Below are 25,382 nucleotides of genomic sequence, written 5' to 3' on the forward strand. Positions count from 1 at the left end.
CACTGTGAGTGAATCTATCGCGTGCCGGCCGGGGCGTGTGCCTGGTCACCGAAACCGCCCCGCGTACCCTTCACCCATGGCGAAAGGCGCGGCAGGAGCGATCGACCTCGGGCAGGTGGAGCTCGCGGGCTTCGGCCGCCGGCTGGTCGCGCTGGCGATCGACTGGGCGCTGGCCACCCTGGTCGCCACATTCTTCGTCGACGATCTGCGGACGAACCCCTGGGCCCAGCTCGGCGTGTTCGTCGTGGTGCACGCCTTCTTCGTGGGCCTTTTCGGACAGACGCTCGGCATGATGCTGGCGAAGATCCGCATCGTCTCGGTGGCCGACGGCGGCGCCATCGGCATCGTCCGGGCGCTGATCCGGGCCGTACTGCTGGCCCTGGTCGTCCCCGCGCTGATCAACGACGGTGACGGCCGCGGCCTGCACGACCGCGCCGCCAAGTCCGTCGTGACCAAGATCCAAAAGCAATGAACGGGGCTTAGGCGGTCGTACGCACGGAGCGGCGTTCGACAAGCGCAAGTGAGGACCGCAGCCGAGACTCGGCCGAGGACGGTGCGCCGAGAGCGTCCATGGCGAGCAGCGCCGCGCCGGTGATCGGCGGTACCGAAGGTACCGAGATCTCGACGTGCGGAGCCTGCCGTCGCGCCCCGGCCACCACCTCGTCGTGCAGCAGCGGATGCCGCGCCCGCAGCACCGATCCACCCAGCACCAGCGCGTGCGGCCGCCACAGCAGATCGAGCCGCCCCGCGGCCACCCGATGCTGGGCCAGGATCTCCGTCGCCTGCCGGCTGACCAGTCCGGCCGCCACCACGTCGCCGGCCGCCGCGACCTCGAAGAGCAGTTCGCTCAGCGAAGGGATCTCGTCGCGGTCGATCTCACCGAGGTGCAGGGCGATCGACACCGCCTCGACCGTGGGCCGCCCGAAATGGTCGGCCACCGCGGCGCTCAGCGCGGTCGGCCGCCCGCGCCCGTCCTCGCCCCGGGCGGCCAGGCGCAGGGTCTGATCGGCCAGGTCGTGTCCGCCGCCCCAGTCGCCGGAGATGGGTCCCAGGGCGACGAACCGAGACGTACGACCGTCGGCCGCCCGGCCCACGCAGTTGGTGCCGGCGCCGCAGACGACGGTGACCGCGTCGGGCATCGACGTGCCCGAGCGCAGAAGCGCGAAGCAGTCGTTGTCGACGAGAGTCCGCCGGGCCCAGCCGGCCGTCGCGATCGCCTCGTGCAGATGGCGCACCTCGATCGGCAGGTCGGCGCCGGCCATGTAGGCCGCGACCACGTCGACGGTCGTTCCGGGCGGAACCACCGAGCGGACGAGGTCGTCCAGGACGGCGATCGCCCCTTCGAGGCCCACGTTGTGCGGTGAGGACGTGCCGCCCCGCACGTGACCCAGCACCTCGCCCGAAGCCGTGCCGAGCACCACGTCGGTCTTCGAGTTGCCGCCGTCGATCGCCAGGTAGAGCGCGCTCATCGCGCCCACGCGAGGTGGTCGCGCCCGCTGGCGATGAGCCGGTCCGCCAGCGACGAGGCCAGCGAGTGCTGCCCGACCAGCGGATGGGCCAGAAGCGCCCGGTACACGCGCTCGCGGCCGCCCCGCAACGCCGCGTCGAGCGCGAGTTCCTCGTACCCCCAGACGTGCGTGACCAGACCGCTCAGATCGGGCGGCAGGGGGTTGACCGGCAGGACCGAGGGGCCGGAGGCGCTCGCGCGGGCCGAGACCTCGATGACCGCGTCGTCCGGCAGGAACGGCAGCGTGCCCTCGTTGCGCACGTTCACCGAGTGGACTGCCGCGTCGTCGTAGCCGTGCAGCGACGCGATGAGCCCGACCGCCGCCTCCGAGTAGTACGCGCCCCCGCGCTGACCCAATAGGTCGGGTTTCTCGGTGAGCGCGACGTCGCGGTACATCTCGAGCAGTGTCGCCTCGATCTCCGCGACCTTCTCGCCGCGCGTCGGGGCGCCGAGCGACTCCCGTACGTGACGGTCGTGCTCGTAGAAGTACGACAAGTAATAGGAGGGGACGATGCCGAGCGTGGTCAGCACGTGGTCGGGCAGGTCCACCTCGGCCGCCAGTTCCGGCAGATGTGATGCCAGAAGGTCGGGAAGCCGATCGACGCCGTCCACATAGGCCGCGCGTTCCCACGTCAGGTGGTTGAGACCGACGTGCTCCAGCGTGACCTGCGAGGGCTCGACGCCGAGGTGGCCGGCGAACCGCCGCTGGAAGCCGATGGCCACGTTGCAGAGCCCGACCGCGCGGTGGCCCTCGTCGAGCAGCGCGCGGGTGACGATGCCGACCGGATTGGTGAAGTCGACGATCCACGCGTTCGGGGCGGCCCGGCGCCGGACCCGGTCGGCGACGTCGAGCACGACCGGCACGGTGCGCAGGGCCTTGGCCAGCCCGCCGGCGCCCGTCGTCTCCTGCCCGACGCAGCCGCAGTCGAGCGGAAAGGTCTCGTCCGCGATGCGCGCCCGCTGGCCGCCGACCCGCAGCTGGATCAGCACGACATCGGCATCGGTCACGCCCGCGTCCAGATCGGAGGTCCACGAGATCTTCGCCGGATGCCCGTGATGCGAGAGTATGCGAGCCGCGAACGCGCCCACGATCTCCAGCCGGTCGGCCGCCGGGTCGATCAGGACCAGCTCGGTCACCATCGGCCCGAGACGGGCAAAACCATCGATCAATTCCGGGGTGTACGTGGACCCGCCGCCCACAACCGCGATTTTCAACCCTTGAATCCCGTCAGAGTGATGCCCTGCACGAAGGCGCGCTGAGCGAAGAAGAAGATGACGATGAGCGGCGCCATGGCCAGCACGGTGGCCGCCGTGACCAGATTCCAGTCGACGTGATGGACGCTGTGGAAGGAGGCCAGGCCGAGCGAGAGCGTCCACGCGCTCTCGTTCTCGCTGGTGTAGAGAAGCGGTCCGTAATAGTCGTTCCAGCAGTAGAAGAACTGGAACAGCCCGGCCGCCGCGATGCCCGGGCGGGCCATCGGCAGCACCACCCGCAGCAGGGTCCGCCATTCGCCGCAGCCGTCGACCCGGGCCGCGTCCAGATATTCGGTCGGGATGGTGAGCAGGAACTGCCGCAGCAGGAAGATGCAGAACGCGTCGCCGAACAGCGCCGGAATGATGAGCGGCCACAGCGAGCCGGTGAGGCCGTACCGGGCCCACATCAGATAGAGCGGAACGGTGACGACCTGCGGCGGCAGCATCATCACGCAGATGACGAGCAGGAACAGCGCGTTGCTGCCCCGGAACTTCAATTTCGCGAGGGCGTACGCGGCGGGAACGCTCGACAGGAGCACGAGGGCCGTCGACGCCACCGCGTAGATGACGGTGTTGAGCAGATAGCGGGGAAGCGGCGTGACCTCGAAGACCCGGATGTAGTTCTCCGGATGCCACGTGTTCGGCCAGTAGTCGCTCGTCAATGCCTGGTCGCTGGTCATCAGCGACAGCAGCACCAGATAGACGACAGGGGTCACGAACATGACGCCGAGCGCGATGGCGATGCTGTGCTTGGCGATCCAGGCGAGCCTTTTCTGCCTTTTCCATCGACGATCGAGAGCCGGCTCTCGCAAAGGAGCGGGCGCTTCGAGGACGGCGGTCACGATTCCTCCCCGGAGAAGGCCTTGGCCCGGCGCAGCAGGATCAGGGTGACCGCGAGAGCCACCACGAACAGGCCGATGGCCAGCGCGTTCGCATATCCGAGGGCGCTGTAGCGGAAGCCCACGGTGTAGAGCCACAGCGGATAGGTGAAGGTCGAGCCCTCGGGAAAGCCGAAGTTCGACGAGATCCCGCCGCCGACGGTGGCCTGCCCGCTGGCGATCGAGCCGGCCACCGCCGCCTGGTCGAAGTACTGCAACGTGTAGATCACGCCGGTGACCGCGGCGAACAGGACCACCGGGCGGATCGTCGGCAGCGTGATCGACCGGAAGCGGTGCCAGGCGTTGGCGCCGTCCAGCGACGCGGCCTCGTAGAGGCTGGACGGCACGCCGAGCACGGCGGCCAGGAAGATCACCATCAGGTCGCCGATCGCCCAGAGGCCGAGCAGGACGAGCGACGGCTTGGCCCACGCCGGCGAGTTGAACCAGAGCGGGCCCTCGATGCCGATCATTCCCAGGAAGTGGTTGACCGGGCCGGTGCCCGGCTTGAGCAGATAGACGAAGGCGATGGTGGCGGCCACCGGCGGCACGAGCGCGGGCAGGTAGAACAGCGTCCGGAAGAAGCCGGCGCCACGCTTGAGCTGAGTGAGCAGCATGGACAGGCCGATCGCCCCGATGATCCGCACCGGGACGAAGACGACCACCATCCACAGGGTGTTGCGGATCGACTGGAGCAGGAACGGGTCGTCCGCCATCCGCCGGTAGTTGTCCAGTCCGACCCACTCCGGCACCGAGAGCAGGTCGAACTTGGTGAACGAGAAATAGACCGCCGAACCCAGGGGATAGAGGAAGAAGACGGCGATGCCGATCAGGGCCGGGGCCAGGAAGGAGAAGGTCGTCAGGCCTCTCCGCAGTTTGGCGGCGGACATCGGCTATCCGCCCAGGGTCATGACGCTGTTGACCTGCTTGTCGGCGTCGGCCAGACCGGCGTCGAGGTCCTTGACCTTGCCGGACTGATAGTTGTTGAGGAACTGCCCGAAGGTCTCCTGATAGGCCGGCCCGGACGCGGACGGCGGCGTGGTCGACGAGTTCGGGTTGCTGAAGATGTCGATGAACGTCTTGAAATCGGCGTCCGACTGCAGGCCCGGGTCGGCGATGGCGGCGGTCGTGGTCGGGATGTTCTTCAACAGCCCGGCCAGCTTGATGACGGCCTGGTCGTCGGTGGTCAGATATTTGATGAGCTCCCAGGCGGCCTCGGGGTTCTTGGCGTTCTTGCTGATGCCGAGAATGTTGCCGGTGACGTAGCCGCCGCCGTATTTGGCGGGATCGCTGGTCGGGAGGGGCGCCACGCCGTACTTGAGATTCGGCGCCTGGTCCTTGACGAAAGCGAGGCGGTACTCGGCGTCGATGTTGATCGCGACCTGGCCTTTCTGGAAGGCGTTGTCGGCGCTGTACTCGTCACCCAGGCCGGCTCGGAACTTGGTGAGGTTCTCGTAGCCGTACCAGTCGACAAGGTCTTTCTGCCAGGTCAGCAGCGTCTTCCAGGCCGGGTCGGCGCCGATCGCGGATTTGCCGTCGTCGGTCAGCCATTTCGCGCCCACGGCCGGCGCGAGATGGGCGGCCGCGTTCTCGTAGAAGTCGTACAACGGCAGGAACCCGACCGTCTTCAGCGAACCATCGGGGTTCTTGACGGTCAGTTTCTTGGCGTACGCCGTCAGCTCGTCCAGCGTCTTCGGAGGCGCCGTGAGGCCGGCCTTGGCGAACAGATCCTTGTTGTAGAACATGCCGTAGGCGTCGGCCAGGAACGGCATCGCGCAGCGCTTGCCCTGAAATTCGGTGTACGAGCGGGTGGTCGCGTTCAGTTTGGTCAGGTCCACTTTGTCGCGGTCGATGTACTGCTTCAGGTCGACCCAGGCGCCGGAGGAACAGAACTTGCCGACGATGTCGGTGGAGTAGGACAGGCCGACGTCCGGGCCGTTGCCGGCGCCGATGGCCTGGGTGACCTTGGAGTCGTCCTGCCCCGCCTTGATCGTCACCTTGATCTTCGGGTGGCTGTTCTCGAAGTCCTTGACCACCTGGGCGACCGCGTCGGCCTCCCGCTCGGTGAAGAAGTGCCAGAGCTCGACGGTGCCGGAGACCTCCGTACCGGGATCGGCGATCTTGTTCTCTTTCGGGGCAGGCGTGCAGGCCGTGGCCAGCAAAGCGGCGGTTGCTAGGGCAAAAAGGGCATGGGGGATCCGTTTGTTCACAGTGGCCTTCCGATATATGAGGGGTCAGCTGTTGCGGATGTCGGTGAGCAGGGCTTCGTGAACCGCGGTGAGACCGGCGTCGAGCGCGCCGAGCAGCACCGCGTCGTCGTCGATGGCGGTCACGGCGATCTCGCTCTCCAGCGGGACGGCCTTCGTCATGGCCGCCCGGACCGCGGAGAGGAGCGTGACGCCGCCGGCCTGAGCGATCGGGCCGGCCAGTACAACCAGGTGGGGGTCGAGCACCGCGATCACCGCGGCCACGCCGACAGCGATCCGGTCGGCGATCTCGGTCAGAAGGTCCCCGCGAGCGTCACGGACAACCTCGGTGGGGGTACGGCTGTGGTCGCGGGCCAGCTCGAGCAGGGCCGGCCCGGCGATCAGGTCGTGCAGATCCCGCGGCCTTTCGCGGGGTGCGTAGAGCGGCATGTAGCCGATCTCGCCGGCGCCGCCGCGGGCGCCGCGCATCAGGGTCCCGGCCAGGTCGATGGCGAGGCCGAGGCCGTCCTCGCCCAGCCAGAGCAGGGCGAAGCTCTCGGTGTCGCGGCCCACGCCACGCCGCCGCTCGGCGATCGCGGCCAGGTTGACATCGTTGTCGACGCCGACCTCGGTGCCGAGCGCGGCGGCGAGTTCGGCCACGAGACCCGCACGGCCGAGCCCGGGCACGTCGATGTGATGGATCGTCTCGGTGCGCGGGTCATAGGAGCCGGGCACACCGAGCTGCACGTGCCGAACCCGGTCGACCGCAACGCCCGCCTCGTCACAGAGCTCAGCGAGAACGCCGGCGAGAGCGCTCAACGGGTCGGCGCCGGCTTCGGGGCGGAAGCTGATAGCGGACTCCACGCGGGCGCGCACCTGGCCGGTGAGGTCGCACAAGGCCGCTACCACCGACGGGGCGCCGCCGGGGGGAACGTCGCGGATGGAGACCGCGGCGGCGTACGCGGCCTCGGGGTTGATGTTGTAGATCTCGGCCGAAGGGCCCGGGCGGCCGCTGTCGTGGCCGGCCACCGTGACCAGGCCGGCCTCGGTGAGGCGGCGCAGGACCTCGGAGATCGTGGGGGTGGAGAGTGCCGTCAGCTTGCGCAGGTCGGCGCGGGTGAGCATGCCGGGGTCCAGCAGGTGTGCCAGGGCCGCGCTCGCGTTCATGGTGCGCAGCAGCCTGGACGAGCCGGCCGGACGGGTCACGTCGCCCTCCCCTCTTGATTGGCAAACTCTTTAACAGTTGGGCCGGACGTTAAGCCGTACGATCGACGGCTGTCAAGGTTTTGCGCACGAAAAAGGCCGGCACCGCTCTCGCGGCACCGGCCTGTCCGTCCTGCGGCGTCAGCGCGGGCGCTGCTGCCGGAACGCTCCCTTGCTGGGGCGCATGTTCTTAGGGATGGCGCCCTTCGGCATCTGCGGGCGGGCCATCAGCGCGCCCAGGCGCTTGTCGAGCGAGTTGACGTCCTTGCCGGTCAGATTTCGCGGCATGCGCATCAGCGTGGTGCGCAGCTTCTTGATCGGGAGCTCGCCCTCGCCGTTGCCGATGATGTAGTCGTACAGCGGCGCGTTGCCGATGACCTTGGAGAGGCGCTTCTTCTCCTGGCCCAGCAGGCCGCGCACGCGCTGCGGCTGGCCCTCGGCCAGCAGGATCACGCCGGGCTTGCCGATCACGATGTGCACCATGTCGAACTGCGTCGTCGACGAGGCGGCGGGACGCACCCGCCAGTCGCCGCGCATGTTTTCCACCAGGGAGGCGGCGGCGCCGGGCTGGCCCTCGGCCGCGTTCATCATCGCGGTGTTCGACCGCAGGTTGAGCACGATCACGGCGGCCAGCAGGGTGACCAGGATGCCGACCGGGATGTAGATCCAGCCGGCGCCCAGGAGCACGATGAGCACGGTGAGCGCGAGCGGGATGACCACGGCCGCGATCAGCAGCGGGACGAACCACTTGTCCTGCTTCGCGGTGAACGAGAACACCTGCCTGATCTGCTTCAGGCGCGTGCCGAACGACACCTTCTCCTGGGGTTTTGCCATAACCCGGAAGTGTAGTGGTGTGCGTACGCCTTACGTGGGGTGGGCGGTCTTACGTCTCCCGGAGCCGGTGGGACGGGTGTAAATAAGGCTCCTGCCTCATGCCCGCGGGGTGCCTTCGGGCGAAAAGTAGTCGGTGTTCCCGTCGAAGGAGGCACCGATGTTCCCGTACTCCGACCCGCACATCCAGCTCGACCTGCACCACCAGCGCGTCGCGTCGCTGATCGACCAGGCCTCGGAACGGCGCCGGGCCCGGGCCGCCCGCCCACGGCGGCGGTGGCGGAAGGCGGCGGCTCCCTGATGTCGTACCCCCGTGGGATGCTCGACCTCGTGACGGCGTACAGCGAGGTTCTGGTCGGGCGCGAGCCCGACCTGGCCGCGCTGCGCGACGCCCTCAAGAGCACCCGCTCGGCCGAGCCGTCGACCATGCTGGTCGGCGGCGAGGCCGGGGTGGGCAAGACCCGCCTGGTCGAGGAGTTCCGGCGCGGCCTGGTGGGCGAGCCGGTCCGGGTGCTCACCGGGCAGTGCCTCGAGCTGGGTGAGGAGGGTCTGCCCTTCGCGCCTTTCGCGGGTGCCGTGCGCGACCTGGTGCGCTCCGAGGGCACTGGCGTGCTCGACGGCCATCAGCGTGAGCTGGCCCAGCTCCTGCCCGAGCTCGGCCCGCCGGCGCCGCAGCGGGGCCTGCTGTTCGAGGCCGTGGCCGCCCTGCTCGGCCGGCTCAGCGCCGAGCAGCCGGTGGTGCTGGTCCTGGAGGACCTGCACTGGGCCGACCGTTCCACCCGCGACCTGATCGGCTTCCTGGTCCGCTCGGCCCGGCTGCCCCGGCTGCTGCTCATCGCGACATATCGCACCGACGAGCTCCACCGGGGTCATCCGCTGCGCCCGTTCCTGGCCGAGCTCGACCGGGTCCGCGGCGTGCGGCGCCACGAGCTCGACCGGCTCGACCGCGACGGCACGGCCGAGATGCTCACCCACCTGCTCGGCGCCGAGCCCGACCCGGGCGTGGTCGACACGGTGAACGAGCGCGCGCAGGGCATCCCGTTCTTCATCGAGCAGTTCGCCGCCTCGGCCGACCCGGCCTGCGGCGACATCCCCGGCAGCCTGCGCGACCTGCTGCTGTCCCGCGTCGACCAGCTGCCCGAGCCCGCCCAGCGGGTGCTGCGGGTGGCCGCCGTGGGCGGCACCAGGTTCGGCCACGAGCTGCTGTCCCGGGTCGCGGGCATGGACGAGGCCGACCTCGAGTCGTCGCTGCGCGTCGTGGTGGCGGCCCAGCTGGTGGTGGTCCTCGACGACCACGCCGACGGCGGCTACGAGTTCCGGCACGCCCTGGTGCGCGAGGCCGTCCACGACGACCTGCTGCCCGGCGAGCACGCGCGGCTGCACGCCCGCTACGCCCGCGCCGTCGAGGCCGAACCCCACCTGGTCGGCATCGGCCGCGCCGCGGCCGAGATCGCCCACCACTGGCACGCGGCCCGTGACCACCCGCGCGCCCTGGTCACGGCCAAGGTGGCGGCCGACGAGGCCGGCCGCCGCTTCGCCTGGGGTGAGCAGGCCCGCCTGCTCGACCGGGTGCTCGAGCTGTGGGAGGACGTGCCCGACGCCGAGACCCAGCTCGGCCTCGACCACCTCGACCTGCTCGAAGAGGCGGCGCTGGCCGCCATCGAGTCCGGCGACCACATGCGCGCGTTCAGCCTCACGCGGGCCGCCCTGGCCGACATCGACGCCGAGGCCGAGCCGCTGCGCGCCGGCCGCCTGCTGGTCCGCCGGGCCAAACTGCTGCGCACGGCCGGCAAATCCGACGGCCGCGCCGAGTGCGACGAGGCGTTCCGCCTCCTGCGGGCCGCCCCGCACAGCGTCGACCGCGTCCGCCTGCTGGCCGACCTCACCCACATCGTGGCCGGCATCGACCCCGACCGCGCGGTCGAGGTGGCCGAGGTGTCGAGAGCCGACGCGACGGCGCTGGGTGACCTCGACGCGCTGGCGATGGCCGAGATGGCGTACGGCCTGGCCTGCGCCGGCCGCATCCCACCGACCGAGGCCCTCCCGACGGTCCGCACCGCGATCGCCCGCGCCCGCGAGGTCGGCGACCTGCCCAGCCTGGCCAGGGGTTTGGTCAACCTCTCCGACCAGCTGTACGAGACAGGCGACTACGAGGCCTCGGCGGCGGCCGCGGCCGAGGGCCTCCCCGACGCCCACCGGGTCGGCGTGAGCCGCACGATCGGCGTCTACCTGCTGGCCAACCACGCCGAGGCGCTGATCGCGCTGGGCCGCTGGGACGAGGCGGACGCCCGCCTGGCCGAGGCGGCCCGCCTCGACCCGCCGAACACCCTGGCGCTTCACTGGCTGCGCCTGCGCTCCCGGCTGCGCCTGGCCCGGGGCCGGGACGACGCGGAGGCCCTGGTGAGCCGCTCGTTGAGCTTCCTGTCCCGCCCGTTCCTGGTGACCGAGGTGCGCCTGGCCATCCACGAGCTGCGCCTGTTGTCGGCGTTGTCCACAGCCACCCCGGAAACGGCGGCCGACCTGGCCCGGGCATCGTTGGCGGAGCCGGCGATGGGCACGCTGCCGCGCTACACGTGGGCCATCCTGGCCAACGCGGCCCGGGCGGCCCGGGCGGCCACCGACAAGCCCCTGGCTGAAGAGATCGCGGCGAGGGCGGCGGCGTTGCCGCGCCGCTTTCCGGCCGAGCGGGCCTACGCGGCTCAGACGGAGGCCCTCCTGCACGGGGGCGAGCCGGCGTGGCGGGCGGCGGTGGCCGCGTGGCGCACCGACGGCCATCCGCACGAGCTGGCCACAGCTTTGCTCGACTTGGCCGAGGCGTTGGCCGCCGACAGGGCCAGTTCGCGCGCGGCCGCCTTGATCCCGTCCCCGCGCGCCGGCGGGCCGGGGCCCGAGCTTCCACCGGCTGCCCCCGGGGCGTCACCCGCTCCCTTGGAGGCGGCGCCTGCTGCTTTGGAGGCGGTGTCGCCGGCTGCCCGTGGGGCGTCGTCCGCTGCTTTGGAGGCGGTGTCGCCGGCTGCCCGTGGGGCGTCGTCCGCTGCTTTGGAGGCGGTGTCGCCGGCTGTCCCTGGGGCGTCGCCCGCTGCCTTGGAGGCGGCGTCGCCCGCTGCCCTCGGGACGTCGCCCGCTGCCCTCGGGACGTCACCCGCTGCCCTCGGGACGTCGCCCGCTGGCCTCGGGGCGGCGCCGGTCGCTGAGCCGGGCGCGACGGAGGTGATCGCGGAGGCGATAGCGATCGCCAGTGCCCTGGGTGCCACCCCATTGGTCGAGGCGGCTGAGACATTGGCCCGCCGGCTGGGCATCCGGGCCGCCACCGTCCCAGCGACGGCCGGCACGGAGATCCTGACGGCCCGCGAACGAGAGGTCCTGCGCCTCGTGGCCGAGGGCCACAGCAACAGCCGCATCGCCGCCGACCTCTACATCTCCCCGAAGACCGCGAGCGTCCACGTCTCCCGCATCATCGCCAAGCTGGAGGTGGCCAACCGCGTCGAAGCCGCCGCCGTGGCCCACCGCCTGGGCCTGCTGGCCGACTGACCGCATTTCCCGGCCAAATCAGCATGATCCTTTAATGGATTTACCGACCGTTCGGTGGGAAAATAATCCATGCGATCCCGACAGCAAGAAAACCACCTCAACGTCATGCTCGACCACACCTCGGTGCGCCATTGGTCGCCTGATTTCCGTCGCGACCGCGAGCGCTGCCGGAGTGGGGTCGAGCGCAACGTCACGGCCAGAAACTCCTCCAGTGACGACGCGAGGACGAGCCCTTGACGCGGCGGCCAGCCGCGCCTCGATCGGAGTCGACTCGGGCTTCGGCGTCTGTCGCTACGTATCCCGCGACCTCGCCGGCGCCGTGGTCAGCTGCGCTGTCTGCCATGAGGCAGGCGCCGTAGGCTGCCGCTTTATCGGCTTCGCAAGCTGCCGGCACACATCGGGCCGGCCGCCCCTCCAGCTTCGCGGGGTGTCGTCACGTCGGCGCCCAACCCGCAGCCGCTCCGGCTCGCGGGCTGGTGCGCTGACATTGAACGGGCGGCCTATGGGGCGACATTGCCGTCTCGGAGGTGCGTGACAATTGGGCTGGATCGTCACGCATTAGTCGGGGCGGAAATAAAGGCGTTCGGAATGGGAACTGCGCCGACTGTGGAGGGCCGTCAGTGGAAAACCTTCAGGCCGATGATTCCTGCGATCACCAATAGGAGGGAGAGCACTCGGGGCAGACTGGCGCTTTCACCCAGGGCGAGAATTCCTACCACCGCGGTGAGGACTGCGCCGATGCCTACCCAGACGGCGTAGCCGGTTCCTACCGGGATGGTGCGCAGCGCGTAGCCGAGGCCGGCCATGCTGAGGAGCAGGCCTACGGCGAAGACGACGCTGGGGACCAGGCGGGTGAAGCCGGCGCTGCGGTCGAGGGCGATCGCCCAGACGGCTTCGAGCATGCCGGAGACGACGAGAACGAGCCAGGCCATGGCGGACACACCTTCTTCGGTGGTCGTCTTGTCAGGCCGGGTACGACACACACTCGTCCGGGATGTCCGCTAATGCGGCATCACCTCCAGCATGCCAAGAGGGTGCGCGCCTGGCAACTCTTTGCCATGTAGGTCACCGCGGTCGTGCCGGCCGGGCGGGTCAGGGCTCTTCTCGGAGGGTTCGCAGGACTCGGACCAGCAGGAAGCCGCCGCCGACCATCAGCAGGAGGCCCAGGGCGATGGCCAGGACGCTGCCGGGGCTCATGGTGGAGCTTGATGTGGAGGCGGTGGCGGCGGCTGGGGTGGTGGGGGTCGCGGGGTACCAGGCGCCGGCGTCGGTGAGGTCGGCGGTGGTCGGTGGCGTGGTGGAAGGAGGCAGGGACGCGGGGGTGGAGACGGGGGTGCCGGCGCCCTCGCCGCCGGTGGTGGTTGTGGGAGTTGGGGCTGGGGCGGTGGTGGATGGCGGCGTGGTGGGAGAGGTGGTGGCGCATGTGGTGGGCCGGCGCCACGAGCCGTCGTACGTGGTGAAGGTGTTGGTTCGGATGGTCATGGTGGTGCCTGGGCGGGCTGTGAGCTTCTGGGAAGCGCCGGGCGGCAGGCGCAGCAGGCGGTCGCCCGTCAGGAACACCGCGTCGGTGGTGGCCTGGTCGCTGTTGGCGATGGTGCTGGTGAAAGAGCCGTCGCAGTTGTTGTCGAAAGTGACGGTGGGGGCGGGGGCGCACTGCCTGGTGCCGCCGCTGTAGGTGGCGGCTGGGAGGAGAGCGGCGGGGGCGTTGGTGCCTTCGTACGCCAAGGCCGTGCCCCTGATGGCCTCGACCTGCGCGTAGCACGAGGGGACGGTGACCTTCAGGGAGAGGGTGCGCTTCGAGGCCGTGATCGAGCCGCGGTCGGTGGAGTAGACGAACGGGCGGGCGTTCGAGGCCGGGGCGCCCGCGGTGTACGAGGCCAGGGCGAATGTCTGGGTCTGGCCGGAGCAGAGCGGCTTCGTGGCCGTCACCTTCACGGAGCCGGACGGGCCGTCGAAAGCGTGACTGTATGTGGCGGCGGCCGCTGACACGCAGGCCTGGTCGGTGACGGGTGTGGCGGCGTCGGCGGCGCTGGGTGCCAGCGCGGCGGATGAAGCGGCCAGCAAGAAGACGAAACGACGCAGCACGGCCGAGCCCCCCAGTTCGGTCATGGCGAAATCCCCGAAAAATGAGATTAGGGGGATTTGTGCCGTGGGGCCAGGGCTGGAGGCGGCGGGAAACAACACACGCGGTTTCCCTCAGGAACGCCGGGAGGTGGGCGAGGGGACGGCGGCGCAGGCACAGCGAGGGCGCGGCGTGGGGCGAGAGTCGCGGAGAGAGGGGGCGAGGGGCGCGGCGGACACGACGATGCCCCGGCCTTGTGGGGCCGGGGCATCGTGGGACTTCGGTTACTTACGGGCGTCCAAAGCCTGCTGGTACAGGCGGCCGGCCCGGTACGACGAGCGGACCAGTGGGCCGCTCATGACGCCGGAGAAGCCGATCTGCTCGGCCTCCTCGCGGAGCTCGATGAACTCCTCGGGCTTCACCCAGCGCTCCACCGGGTGGTGGCGTGGGGTCGGGCGCAGGTACTGCGTGATGGTGATCAGTTCGCAGCCGGCCGCGTGCAGGTCGCGCAGGGCCTGGGAGATCTCCGCGCGGTCCTCGCCCATGCCCAGGATCAGGTTGCTCTTCGTCACCAGGCCGGCCGCTCGGGCCTGGGTGATGACGTTCAGCGAGCGCTCGTAGCGGAAACCGGGGCGGATGCGCTTGAAGATGCGCGGGACCGTCTCGACGTTGTGCGCCAGCACCTCGGGGGTGGCGCCGAAGACCTCGGCCAGCTGGGCCGGGTCGGCGTTGAAGTCGGGGATGAGCAGCTCGACGCCGCAGCCGGGCTGAAGCTTGTGGATCTGGCGTACGGTCTCGGCGTAGAGCCACGCACCGCCATCAGGCAGGTCGTCGCGGGCTACGCCGGTGACGGTGGCGTAGCGCAGGCCCATCGTGGCGACCGACTCGCCGACCCGACGGGGCTCGTCGGCGTCGAACTCCGCCGGCTTGCCCGTGTCGATCTGGCAGAAGTCGCACCGGCGGGTGCACTGGTCGCCGCCGATCAGGAAGGTCGCCTCACGATCTTCCCAGCACTCGTAGATGTTCGGGCAGCCCGCCTCCTGGCAGACCGTGTGCAGGCCTTCTTTCTGCACCAGGCCGCGCATCTGCGTGTACTCCGGGCCCATCTTGGCCTTGACCTTGATCCACGGCGGCTTCCGCTCGATGGGAGTTTCGGCGTTGCGCGCTTCGATGCGCAGCATGCGGCGGCCCTCGGGAGCAATAGTCACAGTCCCGAGATTACGCCTGTGGAGACCGCTGCCTAGACAGGGGCGACGAGGCTCACTTGGTGGCTCATGTGACTGCGCTCACATAACACGTGTAAATGCGCTTTCGCACGCTGGTCGCCTGCTGTTAACGTCCGGCCGACGGCGTTGACGGAACCGAGTACCACCCCGATCCGACGGTCGAGAGAGCCACCGGCAGCTGTGAAGGTGGCCCGTTCGCCGGGGTGCGAAGACACTCCCGAGCCGTTGTACGAAGAAGAGGCGCCCACAAGAGCAAGCAAGGGCGCGAAGGTGTGGTGGCACCGCGAGGATCCCGCTCGCCCACACCTCCCTGGGGCCGCGTTGCAGTCACCAGAGGAGGTCCCCGCCATGCAACGCATCCTCTCCACCCAGTTGGCGTCCCACGTGCACGAGACCGTGACGATCGCCGGCTGGATCCACCGCCTCCGCCTGCTCAAGTCGGTGGCGTTCCTGATCGTCCGGGACGCCGAAGGGCTCAGCCAGGTCGTCGTCACCGACAAGACGATCCTCGAGGGGCTGACCGAGGAGAGCGTCGTCGAGGTGACGGCCACTGTCACGCCCAACGAGCAGGCGCCGGGCAAAGTGGAGCTCACCGGGCCGGCCATCCGGGTGCTCAGCGCCGTGGGCGCGCCGCTGCCCTTCGAACTGCATCGGCCCCAGTTGAGCGCGAGCCTGCCCACCCAGCTCGACCACGCGGCGCTGGCGCTGCGTCATCCGGTCCGGCGGACCGCGCTGAGGGTCGCGGCCGCCGCCACCGAGGGCTTCCGGGCCGCGCTCACCGGGCAACGGTTCGTCGAGATCCAGACGCCGAAGATCGTGGGGTCGGCCACCGAGTCCGGTGCGAACGTGTTCGCGATCGACTACTTCGGACGTACCGGCTATCTGGCCCAGTCGCCGCAGTTCTACAAGCAGCTGATGGTCGGCGTCTTCGAGCGGGTCTTCGAGGTCGGGCCGGTGTTCCGGGCCGAGCCGAGCGACACCGCGCGGCACCTGTCGCAGTACACGTCGCTCGACGCCGAGATGGGGTTCATCGAGGACCACCGGGACGTGATGGCGGCCCTGACCCGGACGCTGTCGGTGATGATGGAGACCATCACCGACCGTGCCGGTTTTCCGGCGGCAGAAGTGCCGAGCGAGATCCCGGCGGTGCATTTCCGGGAGGCGCTGAAGATCGCGGGTGCGCCGGAGGAAGAGCCCGACCTGGCGCCGGCACACGAGCGGGCGCTGGGGGAGTGGGCGCTGAGGGAGCACGGGTCGGAGTTCGTCTACGTGACCGGCTATCCGATGCGCAAGCGGCCCTTCTACACACACCCGGACCCGGCCGACCCGACGTACTCGAACGGCTTTGACCTGCTCTTCAAAGGTTTGGAGATCGTCACCGGGGGCCAGCGGCTGCACCGGCACGAGGACTATGTCCGGGCGCTTGAGGGAAGCACGCAGCCGTACGAGGGCTATCTCGACGGCTTCCGCTACGGGATGCCGCCGCACGGCGGGTGGGCGATCGGCCTGGAACGGTTCGTGGCCCGGCTCCTGGGGAAGGCGAACGTCCGAGAGGTCACCGCGTTCCCGCGCGACCTGCAGCGGGTGACGCCCTAGACGAAGTAGGCGATCGTCACGGCGACGACGATCACGAGGGGGACGATCGTCATGCACACGAGGATCGTCCAGGCGATGGGGTGGCCGAAGTTCAGGACCACCCCACCGCCCTTCTTGGGCACGAAGACCCGCTTGTCCTGCGGATTCCGATAGAGCGGCATCAGAGCAGGGTACGCAGGTGCCTCTCGACCACGGGCAGCACCTCCGCGACTCCCACGTCACGGCCCAGCTCGGCGCTGAGCGAGGTGACGCCGGCGTCGCGGATGCCGCACGGGGTGAAGCGGTCGAAGTTGGTCAGGTCGCAGTCGCAGTTGATGGCGAAGCCGTGCTGGGTGACGCCGCGGGCGACCCGGATGCCGATCGCGGCGATCTTGCGGTCGGGCCCGCGGTCGTCGGCCAGCACCCAGGCGCCGCTGCGGCCCGCGATCTCGGAGCGGGCGGCGACGACGCCGAACTCGGCACAGACGTCGATCAACAACTGTTCCGTACGGCGGACGTACGCCACCACGTCGATCGGGTCGGGCAGCTTGAGGATCGGGTAGCCGACCAGCTGACCCGGCCCGTGCCAGGTGATCTTGCCACCGCGGTCGACCTCGACCACGGGCGTGCCGTCGATCGGCAGGTCGGCGGGCTCGGTGCGCTTGCCGGCCGTGAGGACGCTGGGGTGCTCCAGCAGCAGGACGGTGTCGGGCTGGCTGCCCTCCACCACGGCGTCGTGCAGGCGGCGCTGCTCGTCCCAGGCCTCGCGGTAGTCGACGAGCCCCCGGCGCAGCACGGTGAGCGTGGGTGTTGTCACGCCCCAACCGTACTGCTGCCACTACCTATCGATGGGATCCACACCTGGCCGAATGCGCCACACCAGGGCGTCCTCGACGTGTTCGGGCTTGCCGAGCAGGTCGGTCGCGGTGACCTCCACCGCCTGGCGGTAGAGCGGTCCCTCGGGTCCCGTGATCTCGCCGTCGGGCAGGAAGACCGCCGTGACGCCCCACCGCTGGAAGTCGGCGCGGGCCGACGCGCGGTCCCAGTTGTCCAGGTCGGCGATATATCCGTACAGCGCCGCCCGCAGGAACAACCAGTCGGTAGCGCGCGGGATCGCGCCGATCCGGCCCTTGCCCTCCTTGCCCTGCACGTCGGGGCCGAGGAAGTAGCCGTCGGGGATCCGGAACCCCTCGCCGCCGCGGGCCATCGTGTACGCCTGCCAGCGCTGGCCGTCGGCCGCCACGTTGATCGCGAACGGCAGCGCGCTGATCACGCCGCCGTCGGTCGTGTAGTCCTTCCAGGCGCCGCTGCTGATGAACTTCGGCTCGGCCGCCCGCTCGCGGTAGAGCAGCGGCAGCGGGTAGATCGGCACGAGCGCCAGCGCCAGGGCCACGGTCAGCGCCTTGCGGTGTGACGAGGCCATCAGCCGGTCGGTGATCAGCGCCAGCACCACCGCGAACACCCCGACCAGCACCAGCGCGAACCGCAACGGCAAGGCCGCGTCGAACAACGGCAACTTCTGGAGCAGCGCGTACGGCAACGGGAGCGGCGTCTCCGTGTCGAGGAACCGCAGCCGCGGCCCGAGCGCCACCACGAAGAAGACCACGCCGACCACGATCAGGGCCCGCAGGGTCGCGCGCCGGGCCACGTCGGCCCGCCGCCACAGCAGGACCAGCGACACCACGACCAGGGCGATCAGGGGCAGGCCGAAGAACGACGTCTCCTCCGTCGGGTTCGGCGCCAGGTCACTGCCGAGGCCCAGCCCGGCCGCGATGCTGCGGTCGGCGTAGGCGAAGAACGCCGCGAGGTCCTCGGAGTAGTGCCGCTGGTTGAAACCCGTGCCCTTGAAGGTCTGCGGACCGGCGAAGTGCATGTAGAGGGGGTACGCCAGCAGCGCGCCGGCCACCACGGCGGTGAGCGCGAGGCTGCCCAGGAACGTCGGCAGCAGCTTGCGCGTCTCGGCCCGGTTCGGCTTGGCGAGCGCCCACGTCACCGCGAAGACCGCGCCCGCCAGGGCCGTGAAGAACAGCCCCTCGGCGGCGATCGAGAAGCCGACCGCGAGCATCACACCCAGGAGCAGCCCGTTGCGGATCCAGTGGCGCTGGTCGCGCATGCGCAGCAGCTGCCAGAGCACCAGCGGGGCGATCCAGCCCGAGGTCCAGTTGAGGTGGCCGTTGGCGTGCGAGATGAAGCCGGGCGCGAACCCGGCGAACAGTCCGCCGACCGCGGCCGCGACCCGGTTCGCGGTCACCCAGCGGCCCAGGAACAGGTACCAGGCGAAGGCCGAGCCGGCCAGGTTGAGCGTGAGGACGGTGACGAAGGTGATCTGCGGCCCGGCCAGCATGGTGAGCGGGGCAAACAGGATCGCGTACACCGTGATCGACGTGTTGGCGGCCAGGTTGACACCGTCCGGCGCGTTCAGCAGGTCGGTGAAGAACGGATCACCGCCGTGCTGGAGCAGGTGTACGCCATAGGACAGCACCCACTCGAAGAAGGCCTGGTCGCCGACGTTGTCGGCGACCGCGTGCCGGTAGGGGTCGCTCCAGAGGCCGGAGGTGACGTAGAGCGCGAGGGCGAGGGCGGCGAGGGCGACCAGCAGATGAGCGCGGAGGCGACCCGTCGCCGCTCGGGCGTCGGGCGCGGCCGGCCGGTCTGCTGCGGCTGGGGTGGTGGGGGCGGCGACGGACATCAGCCGCAGGTTAGCAAGGGCTCGCCGTCGATCAGTGCGATGCCGCCGCTTCCTGGCCCAGGGCCGCGCGCAGGGCCGACGCAACTGTCGGATATGTCCACTGGAATCCGGCTCTTTCCAGCACGGCCGGGACGACCCGCTGGTTGCGGCGGGCCTCGCCGCCCAGCTCGCCGACCGCGAGATCCATGGCCGGGCCGGGCACGAAGAACAACGCCGGTCGATGCAGGATGCCGGCCAGGGTGCGGGTGAACTCGGCGTTGGTGACGAGCTCGGGGCCGACCAGGTTGACCGGGCCGGCGATGTCGTCGCGCTCCATGAGGAACTCGACCGCGCCGAACCAGTCGGCCAGCGCGATCCACGGCATCCACTGCTTGCCGCTGCCGAGCTTCGCGCCGGCGCCGAGCTTGAACAGCGGCAGCAGCGGCTTGAGGATGCTGCCGTCCTTGTCCAGGGAGGGCGCGGTGCGCAGCAGCACGAGCCGGGTGCCGGCGTCCTCGGCCGGGCGGGCGGCGGCCTCCCAGACCCGGCACAGGTCGGCCAGGAAGGTGGTGCCGGCCGGCGCCTCCTCGGTGACCGGGGTGTCGCCGGTGTCGCCGTACCAGCCGGCGCCGGAGGCCTGGAGCAGGGTGCGCGGCCGGTCGGCCTCGGGGAGCAGGCGGATCACGCGGGCGATGGTGCCGGTGGTGTCGACCCGGCTCGACCGCAGCACGCTCTTGTAGCGGGCGGTCCAGCGCTTGTCACCGATGTTGGCGCCGGCCAGGTTGATCACCACGTCGTGGCCGGCCACCACCGCGGGGTCGAGCTGACCCTGCGAGGGCTGCCACGTCGCCTCGCCGGGCTTCTCGGTGGGCCGGCGGACCAGCCGGGTGACGTCGTGCCCGGCGTCGCGCAGGCGCTGCGCGAGCGGCGTGCCGAGATAACCGGACGCGCCGGCCATGAGGATCCGCATGCCTTCGATTGTGCCCCGTCTCGAACCCGTTCAAAACGCGAAAAGGCCCGCTCGATCACGAGCGGGCCTTTTCGGTGACTAATTACGCGAGACCGAGGTCTCCCTCGAAGTGGCCACCCTCGAGGCGCTCCTTCAGCGTGACCAGGAAGCGGGCGGCGTCGGCGCCGTCCACGATCCGGTGGTCGTAGCTCAGGGCCAGGTAGACCATCGAGCGCGGAACGATGATCTCGCCGAGCTCGGGGTCGCTCACGACCACGGCCCGCTTGACCACCGAGCCGGTGCCGAGGATGCCGACCTGCGGCTGGTTGATGATCGGCGTGTCGAAGAGCGCGCCCCGGCTGCCCGTGTTGGTCAGCGTGAACGTGCCGCCCGAGATCTCGTCCGGGCCGATCTTGTTGTTCCGGGTGCGGTCGGCGACGTCGGCGATCCGCTTGGCCAGGCCGGCCAGGTTGAGGTCGCCGGCGTCCTTGATCACCGGAACGATCAGGCCCTTGGGGGTGTCGACCGCGATGCCGAGGTGCTCGGTGTCGTGGTACGTGACGGTGCCCGCCTCGAGGTCGATCGAGGAGTTGACCACCGGGTGCTGGCGCAGCGCCTCGACCGCGGCCAGGGCGAAGAACGGCAGGAAGCTGAGCTTGACGCCGTTCTTGGCCAGGAAGTCGGCCTTGGCCTTGTTCCGCAGCTGGGCGATCTTGGTGACGTCCACCTCGACCACAGTGGTGAGCTGGGCCGAGATCTGCAGCGACTCGACCATGCGACGGGCGATCGTCGCGCGGGTGCGGGTCAGCTTCTCGGTGCGGCCACGCAGCGGGCTCGGCGCCGGGGTGGCCGGCTTCGCGGCCGGGGCCTTCGCCGCGGGAGCAGCCGGGGCCGGAGCGGCCTTGGCGGCGGCGGCCTTCTCGGCGGCGTCGATGACGTCCTGCTTGCGGATGCGGCCGCCGACGCCGGTGCCGGTCAGGGTCGACAGGTCGACGCCCTTCTCGGCGGCCAGCTTGCGCACCAGCGGGGTCACGTAGCCGGCGTCGCCGGCGCCGTTGGCCTGCACGGTCTCGCGGGACGGGCTCGACGTCGGGGCCGGCGGCTCCGCGTTGCGCTCGGCCGCGACCGGGTCCTTGGCCACCTCGGCCTCGGGGGCCGGGTCGGCGTACGACTCGCCACCCGAACCGAAGTCCGGAGCCGGCTTCGACTCGATCTTCGGCGCGGCCGGCTGCTGAGGCGCCGGGGACTCCTTGGGCTTCTCGGGCGCCGGGGCCGGCTTCGCGTCGGCGGATCCGATGATCGCGAGGTCGGCGCCGACGTCGGCGGTCTCGTCCTCCTGGACCTTGATCTCGAGGACCGTGCCGGCGACCGGCGACGGGATCTCGGTGTCCACCTTGTCGGTGGAGACCTCGAGCAGCGGCTCGTCGACCTCGATGGTGTCGCCGACCTGCTTGAGCCAGCGGGTGACGGTGCCCTCGGTGACGCTTTCGCCGAGCGCGGGCATCTTGACCGCGGTGCCACCGGACGACGACGAGGCCGTCTGCGGCGCCGGCTGCTCCTGCTCGACCGGCTTCTCGGTCGAGGGGGTGGTCGGCGCGGCGGGCTCCGGCTCGGGCGCCTGCTCCTGCTGCTTCTGCTCCTGCTGCTCCGGCGCGGGGGCCGAGCCCGTGTCCTCGCCGTCGCCGGCGATGACGGCGAGCTCGCTGCCGACGTCGGCCGTCTCGTCCTCGCCCACGACGATCCGCGTGAGGACGCCGGCGGCCGGCGAGGGGATCTCGGTGTCGACCTTGTCGGTCGAGACCTCGAGGAGGGGCTCGTCCGCCTCGACGCGCTCACCCTCCTGCTTGAGCCAGCGCGTGACGGTGCCCTCGGTGACACTCTCACCCAGCCGCGGCATGGTGACCGATACCGGCATGTCTCAGTACTCCTTAACCACGTCTTTGACGACGATCAGCTGTGTGCGTGCAGGGGCTTGCCGGCGAGCGCGAGGAACGCCTCACCCAGCGCCTCGTTCTGCGTGGGGTGGGCGTGGACCAGCTGCGCGACCTCCTCGGGGAAGGCCTCCCAGTTGTAGATCAGCTGGGCTTCGCCGACCAGCTCACCCATGCGGGCGCCGACCATGTGCACGCCGAGCACCGGGCCGTCGTTGAGACGGACCAGCTTGACGAAGCCCGCGGTCTTGAGGATCTGGCTCTTGCCGTTGCCGCCGAGGTTGTAGTTGTACGACGTGACCTTGTCGGCGCCGTACTTCTCCTTGGCCTTGGCCTCGGTCAGGCCCATCGAGGCGACCTCGGGGTCGCAGTAGGTCACGCGCGGGATGCCGGCCTCGTCGATCGCGGCCGGGTTGAGCCCGGCGATCTCCTCGGCGACGAAGATGCCCTGCTGGAAGCCGCGGTGCGCGAGCTGGAGGCCGGGGACGATGTCGCCGACGGCGTAGATGTTGCCGACGCCGGTGTGCAGGCGGTCGTTGGTGATCACGAAGCCCCGGTCGATCGTGATGCCCTGCTGCTCGTAGCCGAGGTTGGCGGTCGTCGGGCCGCGGCCGACCGCGACCAGCAGCACCTCGGCCTCGACGGTCTCGCCGCCGGCGATGGTCGCGCGCACGCCGTTCTCGGTGTGCTCGACCTTCTCGAACGGCTTGCCGACCTTGAAGTTGATCTTGCGCTTGCGGAACGCGCGCTCGACCGTCTTCGAGATGTCCTCGTCCTCGGCCGCGACCAGGCGGGGCAGCGCCTCGATGATGGTGACGTCGGCGCCGAACGACTTCCACACGCTGGCGAACTCGACGCCGATGACGCCGCCGCCGAGCACGATCGCGGAGGAGGGCACGCGGTCGAGCTTGAGGGCGTGCTCGCTGGCGATGACCCGCTTGCCGTCGATCTCGAGACCCGGGATCGACCGGGAGTACGAGCCGGTGGCCAGGATGACGTTGCGGCCGGTGTAGCGCTGGCCGTTCACCTCGACGGTGTCCTTGCCGACGAGCTTGCCCTCGCCGGAGACGATCGTGATCTTGTCCTGCTTCAGCAGACCGGTCAGACCCTTGTACAGACGGGAGACGACACCGTCCTTGTACGCGTTCACGCCCGCCATGTCGATGCCGACCAGGTCGGCCTTGACCCCGAACTGCTCGCTCTCGCGGGTCTGGTCGGCGATCTCGGCCGCGTGCAGCAGCGCCTTGGTCGGGATGCAGCCGCGGTGCAGGCACGTGCCGCCCAGCTCGGCCTTGTCGATCAGCGCGACGGAAAGATTGAGCTCGGCCGCGCGCAGGGCGGCAGCATAGCCGCCGCTACCGGCGCCGAGAATGACGATGTCGAAGTTTCCGCCGTTCGGCTGGCTCACGTTGACTCCAGTGTTCGCGTCGTTGCCATGCGGGTCACACAATGGAAACGGTCACAGTATGTCCAGGCCATCTTGTCACTTGTGGAACCGATCGATGCAGCCAGGTTCCCCACAGTCATGCCCGCTCGACGTACTCTTGCGACACACGAGAGCGTGAGGAGCGGGTGTTGGCCTGGTTTCGGCGGAGCCGGGAGCCGCGTCGGGCGGCCGGCCGGCCGGTTGACCGTGCCGATCTTGAGTATCTCGCGGAGTTCGTCCGCAGTCGTCGCGGGGTCGAGGCGTTCATCGAGCCTCGCACCACGGTGACCGAGACCACCGTATTGCTTGTGGCACACGACGGCGAGTGGACCCGCCGACGGATCGAATCGCCCGAGATCGCCCGGAGATGGGCACACCAGCTGAGCCTACCGATCTACGACATCCGCCTGCTCGGTTATCCGCAGCGGATGCGCGATTACATCTCGCGGCAGAAGAAGCTCGGCCGCGATCCCGGGGGCTCCGGGGCCTACCGCCCCGAAACCCCCGCCTGATGTCTTAAAAACTCAGCTCAGGGCGTCGATCGCGGCCAGGAAGGTGCGGACCGGAACGCCGGTGCCGCCCTTCGCCCAGTAACCGGTGGCCTCACCGGTGTGGTAGCTCGGGCCGGCGATGTCGATGTGCGCCCACTCGACGCCCTCGGCCACGAACTCGCGCAGGAAGACGCCGCCCTGGAGCATGTGCCCGGCCCGGTCGAGGTTCGCGTTCGTCTGGCAGATGTCGGCGATGTCGGACTCCATGCCCTTACGGACCTCCTCCGGCAGCGGCATCGGCCACACCGGCTCGCCGACCGCGTCGCCGGCCGCCTTCACCAGGTCGATGGCGCCCTCCGAGCCCATCAGGCCGGAGATCCGCTTGCCCAGCGAGATGACCTGACCGCCGGTGAGCGTGGACGCCTCGAGCACGTAGTCGGTGCCGTCGGCGCAGGCCCGGGCGATCGCGTCGGCCAGCACCAGGCGGCCCTCGGCGTCGGTGTTGAAGATCTCCACCCGCTTGCCGTTGAACATGGTGAGCACGTCGCCCGGCCGGTAGGCCGACCCCGACGGCATGTTCTCGGCGATGGCCAGATAGCCGCTGACCGCGACGCCCGGCTTGAGCGCGGCGATGGCCAGCATGGTGGCGCCGACAGCGGCCGCGCCGGCCATGTCCGACTTCATCTCCCACATGCCGGCGGCCGGCTTGATGCTGATGCCGCCGGTGTCGAACGTGATGCCCTTGCCGACCAGGGCCACCCGCGTCGGGTCCTCGACGCCCTCGGGCACGTAGGTCAGCTTGACCAGGCGCGGCTTGGCCTCGGAGCCCTGGCCCACGGCCACGATGCCGCCGTAGCCACCGGCCTTGAGCTCGTCGAAGTCGAGCACCTCGACCTGGAGGCCGGTGCCCTTGGCGGCGGCCACCACGGCGTCGGCGAACTCCGGCGGGCGCAGCGCGTTCGGCGGGGTGTTGACCCAGTCGCGGGTCAGGCGCACGGCCTTGGCCACGGTCTCGGCCCGGGTCACCTCGGCCGCCGCGGCGGCGTCGGAGGCGTCCGGCACGTGGATCTGGAGCGCGGCGACCGGCTCGCGGCGGTTCGGCTGCGGCTTGGTCTTGTAGCCGGCGAACTTGTACGACCCGAGCAGCGCGCCCTCGAGGATGGCGCGCAGCACGCCGGGGGCGTCGGCGTCGTCCGGGAGCGGCAGGGCGAGCGCGACGGTGCCGCTGCCGGCCAGCGCCCGCACGGCGGCGCCGGTGCCCCGGCGCAGGGTCTCCAGGTTGGGCGCCGAGCCGGACGGCTCGTCGCCGAGGCCGACGGCCACGATCAGCGGCGCGCTGACCGTGCCGAGGGTGGCGAGCTTGGTCACCTCGCCGGGGGCGCCGCTCGCGCCCAGCAGGGCCAGCGTCGAGGTCAGCTTGCCGTCGAAGGCGGCGGCGATGCTCTCGGCGCCGGCGGCCGGAAGCAGGGTGCCGCCCTCGTCGGGCTGACTGTGCAGGCCGATGACGATGGCGTCGACGGCCAATTCGGCCGGGTCGGTGTCGACCAGGCTGAGGCTGGGCTGGCTCACTCGGGCTCTCCGCGGACGTTCAGGGCCGGGCGCCTCATGGGCGCACACCGGCTGGTTCGATGTGGGGTGTCCCCGCGACTCTAACCACATGCAAGGTC

At 70.3% G+C, this 25,382-nt stretch carries 22 protein-coding genes and 1 riboswitch; of the genes, 5 read left to right on the top strand and 17 right to left on the bottom strand.

Annotated elements, in window-relative coordinates; genetic code table 11:
* Positions 1-76 precede the first annotated feature (76 nt).
* Positions 77-472 (top strand): RDD family protein, encoded by a 396-nt coding sequence (locus ACQP2X_RS08995; protein WP_498695690.1) that lies wholly within the window; start codon positions 77-79, stop codon positions 470-472.
* Between the two features lie 7 nt (positions 473-479).
* Here the strand turns inward: ACQP2X_RS08995 and ACQP2X_RS09000 are convergent, their stop codons facing one another.
* The 7 genes from ACQP2X_RS09000 to ACQP2X_RS09030 form a co-directional block, all read right to left on the bottom strand.
* Positions 480-1,469 (bottom strand): N-acetylglucosamine kinase, encoded by a 990-nt coding sequence (locus ACQP2X_RS09000; protein ID WP_498695691.1) that lies wholly within the window; start codon positions 1,467-1,469, stop codon positions 480-482.
* On the bottom strand, positions 1,466-2,707 hold the full coding sequence (locus ACQP2X_RS09005) for a family 4 glycosyl hydrolase (RefSeq protein ID WP_498695693.1): 1,242 nt from the start codon (positions 2,705-2,707) through the stop codon (positions 1,466-1,468). The genes ACQP2X_RS09000 and ACQP2X_RS09005 overlap by 4 nt, the downstream gene beginning before the upstream one ends.
* 11 nt (positions 2,708-2,718) lie before the next feature.
* Complete coding sequence (locus tag ACQP2X_RS09010; protein WP_498695694.1) at positions 2,719-3,603, bottom strand: carbohydrate ABC transporter permease; 885 nt, start codon at positions 3,601-3,603, stop codon at positions 2,719-2,721.
* Positions 3,600-4,526 (bottom strand): carbohydrate ABC transporter permease, encoded by a 927-nt coding sequence (locus ACQP2X_RS09015; protein WP_498695695.1) that lies wholly within the window; start codon positions 4,524-4,526, stop codon positions 3,600-3,602. Before ACQP2X_RS09015 ends, ACQP2X_RS09010 begins: the two co-directional genes overlap by 4 nt.
* Positions 4,527-4,529: 3 nt before the next feature.
* Entirely contained in the window at positions 4,530-5,846 is a 1,317-nt protein-coding gene (locus tag ACQP2X_RS09020) for an ABC transporter substrate-binding protein (RefSeq protein ID WP_498695696.1), read from the bottom strand.
* Positions 5,847-5,870: 24 nt separating this feature from the next.
* A complete protein-coding gene (locus ACQP2X_RS09025; RefSeq protein WP_498695697.1) occupies positions 5,871-7,028 on the bottom strand; it encodes an ROK family transcriptional regulator in 1,158 nt (385 codons plus the stop codon).
* 138 nt (positions 7,029-7,166) lie between these two features.
* Positions 7,167-7,859 (bottom strand): DUF4191 domain-containing protein, encoded by a 693-nt coding sequence (locus ACQP2X_RS09030; RefSeq protein ID WP_498695698.1) that lies wholly within the window; start codon positions 7,857-7,859, stop codon positions 7,167-7,169.
* A 157-nt stretch (positions 7,860-8,016) separates the two neighbouring features.
* On the opposite strand from ACQP2X_RS09030, the gene ACQP2X_RS09035 reads away from it, so the two are divergent.
* Together ACQP2X_RS09035 and ACQP2X_RS09040 are read left to right on the top strand one after the other, a co-directional pair.
* Positions 8,017-8,157, top strand: a complete 141-nt coding sequence (locus tag ACQP2X_RS09035; RefSeq protein ID WP_498695699.1) for a hypothetical protein — start codon at positions 8,017-8,019, stop codon at positions 8,155-8,157.
* Positions 8,157-11,387: a helix-turn-helix transcriptional regulator gene (locus tag ACQP2X_RS09040; RefSeq protein ID WP_498695700.1), complete on the top strand. Its 3,231-nt coding sequence runs from the start codon at positions 8,157-8,159 to the stop codon at positions 11,385-11,387. Before ACQP2X_RS09035 ends, ACQP2X_RS09040 begins: the two co-directional genes overlap by 1 nt.
* 617 nt (positions 11,388-12,004) lie before the next feature.
* Here ACQP2X_RS09040 and ACQP2X_RS09045 read toward each other — a convergent pair.
* From ACQP2X_RS09045 to lipA, 3 genes are all read right to left on the bottom strand, one after another.
* Positions 12,005-12,319 carry a DMT family transporter gene (locus ACQP2X_RS09045; protein WP_498695701.1) on the bottom strand — a complete coding sequence of 105 codons (315 nt, stop codon included), beginning with the start codon at positions 12,317-12,319 and terminating at the stop codon, positions 12,005-12,007.
* A gap of 16 nt (positions 12,320-12,335) precedes the next feature.
* A riboswitch (guanidine-III (ykkC-III) riboswitch) is annotated at positions 12,336-12,403 on the bottom strand.
* A 76-nt stretch (positions 12,404-12,479) separates the two neighbouring features.
* On the bottom strand, positions 12,480-13,496 hold the full coding sequence (locus ACQP2X_RS09050) for a hypothetical protein (RefSeq protein WP_498695702.1): 1,017 nt from the start codon (positions 13,494-13,496) through the stop codon (positions 12,480-12,482).
* Positions 13,497-13,733: 237 nt separating this feature from the next.
* Positions 13,734-14,630, bottom strand: a complete 897-nt coding sequence (gene lipA, locus ACQP2X_RS09055; RefSeq protein ID WP_498700871.1) for a lipoyl synthase — start codon at positions 14,628-14,630, stop codon at positions 13,734-13,736.
* Between the two features lie 393 nt (positions 14,631-15,023).
* Here lipA and aspS point away from each other — a divergent pair, with 393 nt between their 5' ends.
* The gene (gene aspS, locus ACQP2X_RS09060) at positions 15,024-16,271 is read left to right on the top strand and encodes an aspartate--tRNA(Asn) ligase (protein ID WP_498695703.1); all 1,248 of its coding nucleotides are present in this window, start codon (positions 15,024-15,026) and stop codon (positions 16,269-16,271) included.
* On the opposite strand, the gene ACQP2X_RS09065 is transcribed toward aspS, so the two are convergent.
* From ACQP2X_RS09065 to lpdA, 6 genes are all read right to left on the bottom strand, one after another.
* The gene (locus ACQP2X_RS09065) at positions 16,268-16,432 is read right to left on the bottom strand and encodes a peptide ABC transporter substrate-binding protein (RefSeq protein ID WP_360252591.1); all 165 of its coding nucleotides are present in this window, start codon (positions 16,430-16,432) and stop codon (positions 16,268-16,270) included. The two genes, aspS and ACQP2X_RS09065, sit on opposite strands and share 4 nt — an antisense overlap.
* The gene (gene lipB, locus ACQP2X_RS09070; RefSeq protein WP_498695704.1) at positions 16,432-17,067 is read right to left on the bottom strand and encodes a lipoyl(octanoyl) transferase LipB; all 636 of its coding nucleotides are present in this window, start codon (positions 17,065-17,067) and stop codon (positions 16,432-16,434) included. Before lipB ends, ACQP2X_RS09065 begins: the two co-directional genes overlap by 1 nt.
* 21 nt (positions 17,068-17,088) lie before the next feature.
* Entirely contained in the window at positions 17,089-18,939 is a 1,851-nt protein-coding gene (locus ACQP2X_RS09075; RefSeq protein ID WP_498695706.1) for a DUF6311 domain-containing protein, read from the bottom strand.
* A 31-nt stretch (positions 18,940-18,970) separates the two neighbouring features.
* Positions 18,971-19,888, bottom strand: a complete 918-nt coding sequence (locus ACQP2X_RS09080) for a TIGR01777 family oxidoreductase (RefSeq protein ID WP_498695707.1) — start codon at positions 19,886-19,888, stop codon at positions 18,971-18,973.
* Between the two features lie 82 nt (positions 19,889-19,970).
* Positions 19,971-21,782 carry a 2-oxoglutarate dehydrogenase, E2 component, dihydrolipoamide succinyltransferase gene (sucB, locus tag ACQP2X_RS09085; RefSeq protein ID WP_498695708.1) on the bottom strand — a complete coding sequence of 604 codons (1,812 nt, stop codon included), beginning with the start codon at positions 21,780-21,782 and terminating at the stop codon, positions 19,971-19,973.
* A 35-nt stretch (positions 21,783-21,817) separates the two neighbouring features.
* Positions 21,818-23,206, bottom strand: a complete 1,389-nt coding sequence (gene lpdA, locus ACQP2X_RS09090; protein ID WP_498695710.1) for a dihydrolipoyl dehydrogenase — start codon at positions 23,204-23,206, stop codon at positions 21,818-21,820.
* A 167-nt stretch (positions 23,207-23,373) separates the two neighbouring features.
* Here lpdA and ACQP2X_RS09095 point away from each other — a divergent pair, with 167 nt between their 5' ends.
* Positions 23,374-23,736 carry a hypothetical protein gene (locus ACQP2X_RS09095; RefSeq protein WP_498695711.1) on the top strand — a complete coding sequence of 121 codons (363 nt, stop codon included), beginning with the start codon at positions 23,374-23,376 and terminating at the stop codon, positions 23,734-23,736.
* Between the two features lie 12 nt (positions 23,737-23,748).
* Here the strand turns inward: ACQP2X_RS09095 and ACQP2X_RS09100 are convergent, their stop codons facing one another.
* Positions 23,749-25,284: a leucyl aminopeptidase gene (locus tag ACQP2X_RS09100; RefSeq protein ID WP_498695712.1), complete on the bottom strand. Its 1,536-nt coding sequence runs from the start codon at positions 25,282-25,284 to the stop codon at positions 23,749-23,751.
* Positions 25,285-25,382 lie beyond the last annotated feature (98 nt).

The organism is Actinoplanes sp. CA-131856 (assembly GCF_050956135.1).
Lineage (GTDB): Bacteria > Actinomycetota > Actinomycetes > Mycobacteriales > Micromonosporaceae > Actinoplanes.

What these genes read in the sequence shown, in the direction of transcription:
- ACQP2X_RS08995 (WP_498695690.1), top strand. Translation starts at nt 77, where the DNA reads ATGGCGAAAGGCGCGGCAGGAGCGATCGACCTCGGGCAGGTGGAGCTC.
- ACQP2X_RS09000 (WP_498695691.1), bottom strand. Translation starts at nt 1,469, where the DNA reads ATGAGCGCGCTCTACCTGGCGATCGACGGCGGCAACTCGAAGACCGAC.
- ACQP2X_RS09015 (WP_498695695.1), bottom strand. Translation starts at nt 4,526, where the DNA reads ATGTCCGCCGCCAAACTGCGGAGAGGCCTGACGACCTTCTCCTTCCTG.
- ACQP2X_RS09030 (WP_498695698.1), bottom strand. Translation starts at nt 7,859, where the DNA reads ATGGCAAAACCCCAGGAGAAGGTGTCGTTCGGCACGCGCCTGAAGCAG.
- ACQP2X_RS09035 (WP_498695699.1), top strand. Translation starts at nt 8,017, where the DNA reads ATGTTCCCGTACTCCGACCCGCACATCCAGCTCGACCTGCACCACCAG.
- ACQP2X_RS09040 (WP_498695700.1), top strand. Translation starts at nt 8,157, where the DNA reads ATGTCGTACCCCCGTGGGATGCTCGACCTCGTGACGGCGTACAGCGAG.
- ACQP2X_RS09045 (WP_498695701.1), bottom strand. Translation starts at nt 12,319, where the DNA reads ATGGCCTGGCTCGTTCTCGTCGTCTCCGGCATGCTCGAAGCCGTCTGG.
- ACQP2X_RS09050 (WP_498695702.1), bottom strand. Translation starts at nt 13,496, where the DNA reads ATGACCGAACTGGGGGGCTCGGCCGTGCTGCGTCGTTTCGTCTTCTTG.
- lipA (WP_498700871.1), bottom strand. Translation starts at nt 14,630, where the DNA reads ATGCTGCGCATCGAAGCGCGCAACGCCGAAACTCCCATCGAGCGGAAG.
- aspS (WP_498695703.1), top strand. Translation starts at nt 15,024, where the DNA reads ATGCAACGCATCCTCTCCACCCAGTTGGCGTCCCACGTGCACGAGACC.
- ACQP2X_RS09065 (WP_360252591.1), bottom strand. Translation starts at nt 16,432, where the DNA reads ATGCCGCTCTATCGGAATCCGCAGGACAAGCGGGTCTTCGTGCCCAAG.
- ACQP2X_RS09075 (WP_498695706.1), bottom strand. Translation starts at nt 18,939, where the DNA reads ATGTCCGTCGCCGCCCCCACCACCCCAGCCGCAGCAGACCGGCCGGCC.
- ACQP2X_RS09080 (WP_498695707.1), bottom strand. Translation starts at nt 19,888, where the DNA reads ATGCGGATCCTCATGGCCGGCGCGTCCGGTTATCTCGGCACGCCGCTC.
- sucB (WP_498695708.1), bottom strand. Translation starts at nt 21,782, where the DNA reads ATGCCGGTATCGGTCACCATGCCGCGGCTGGGTGAGAGTGTCACCGAG.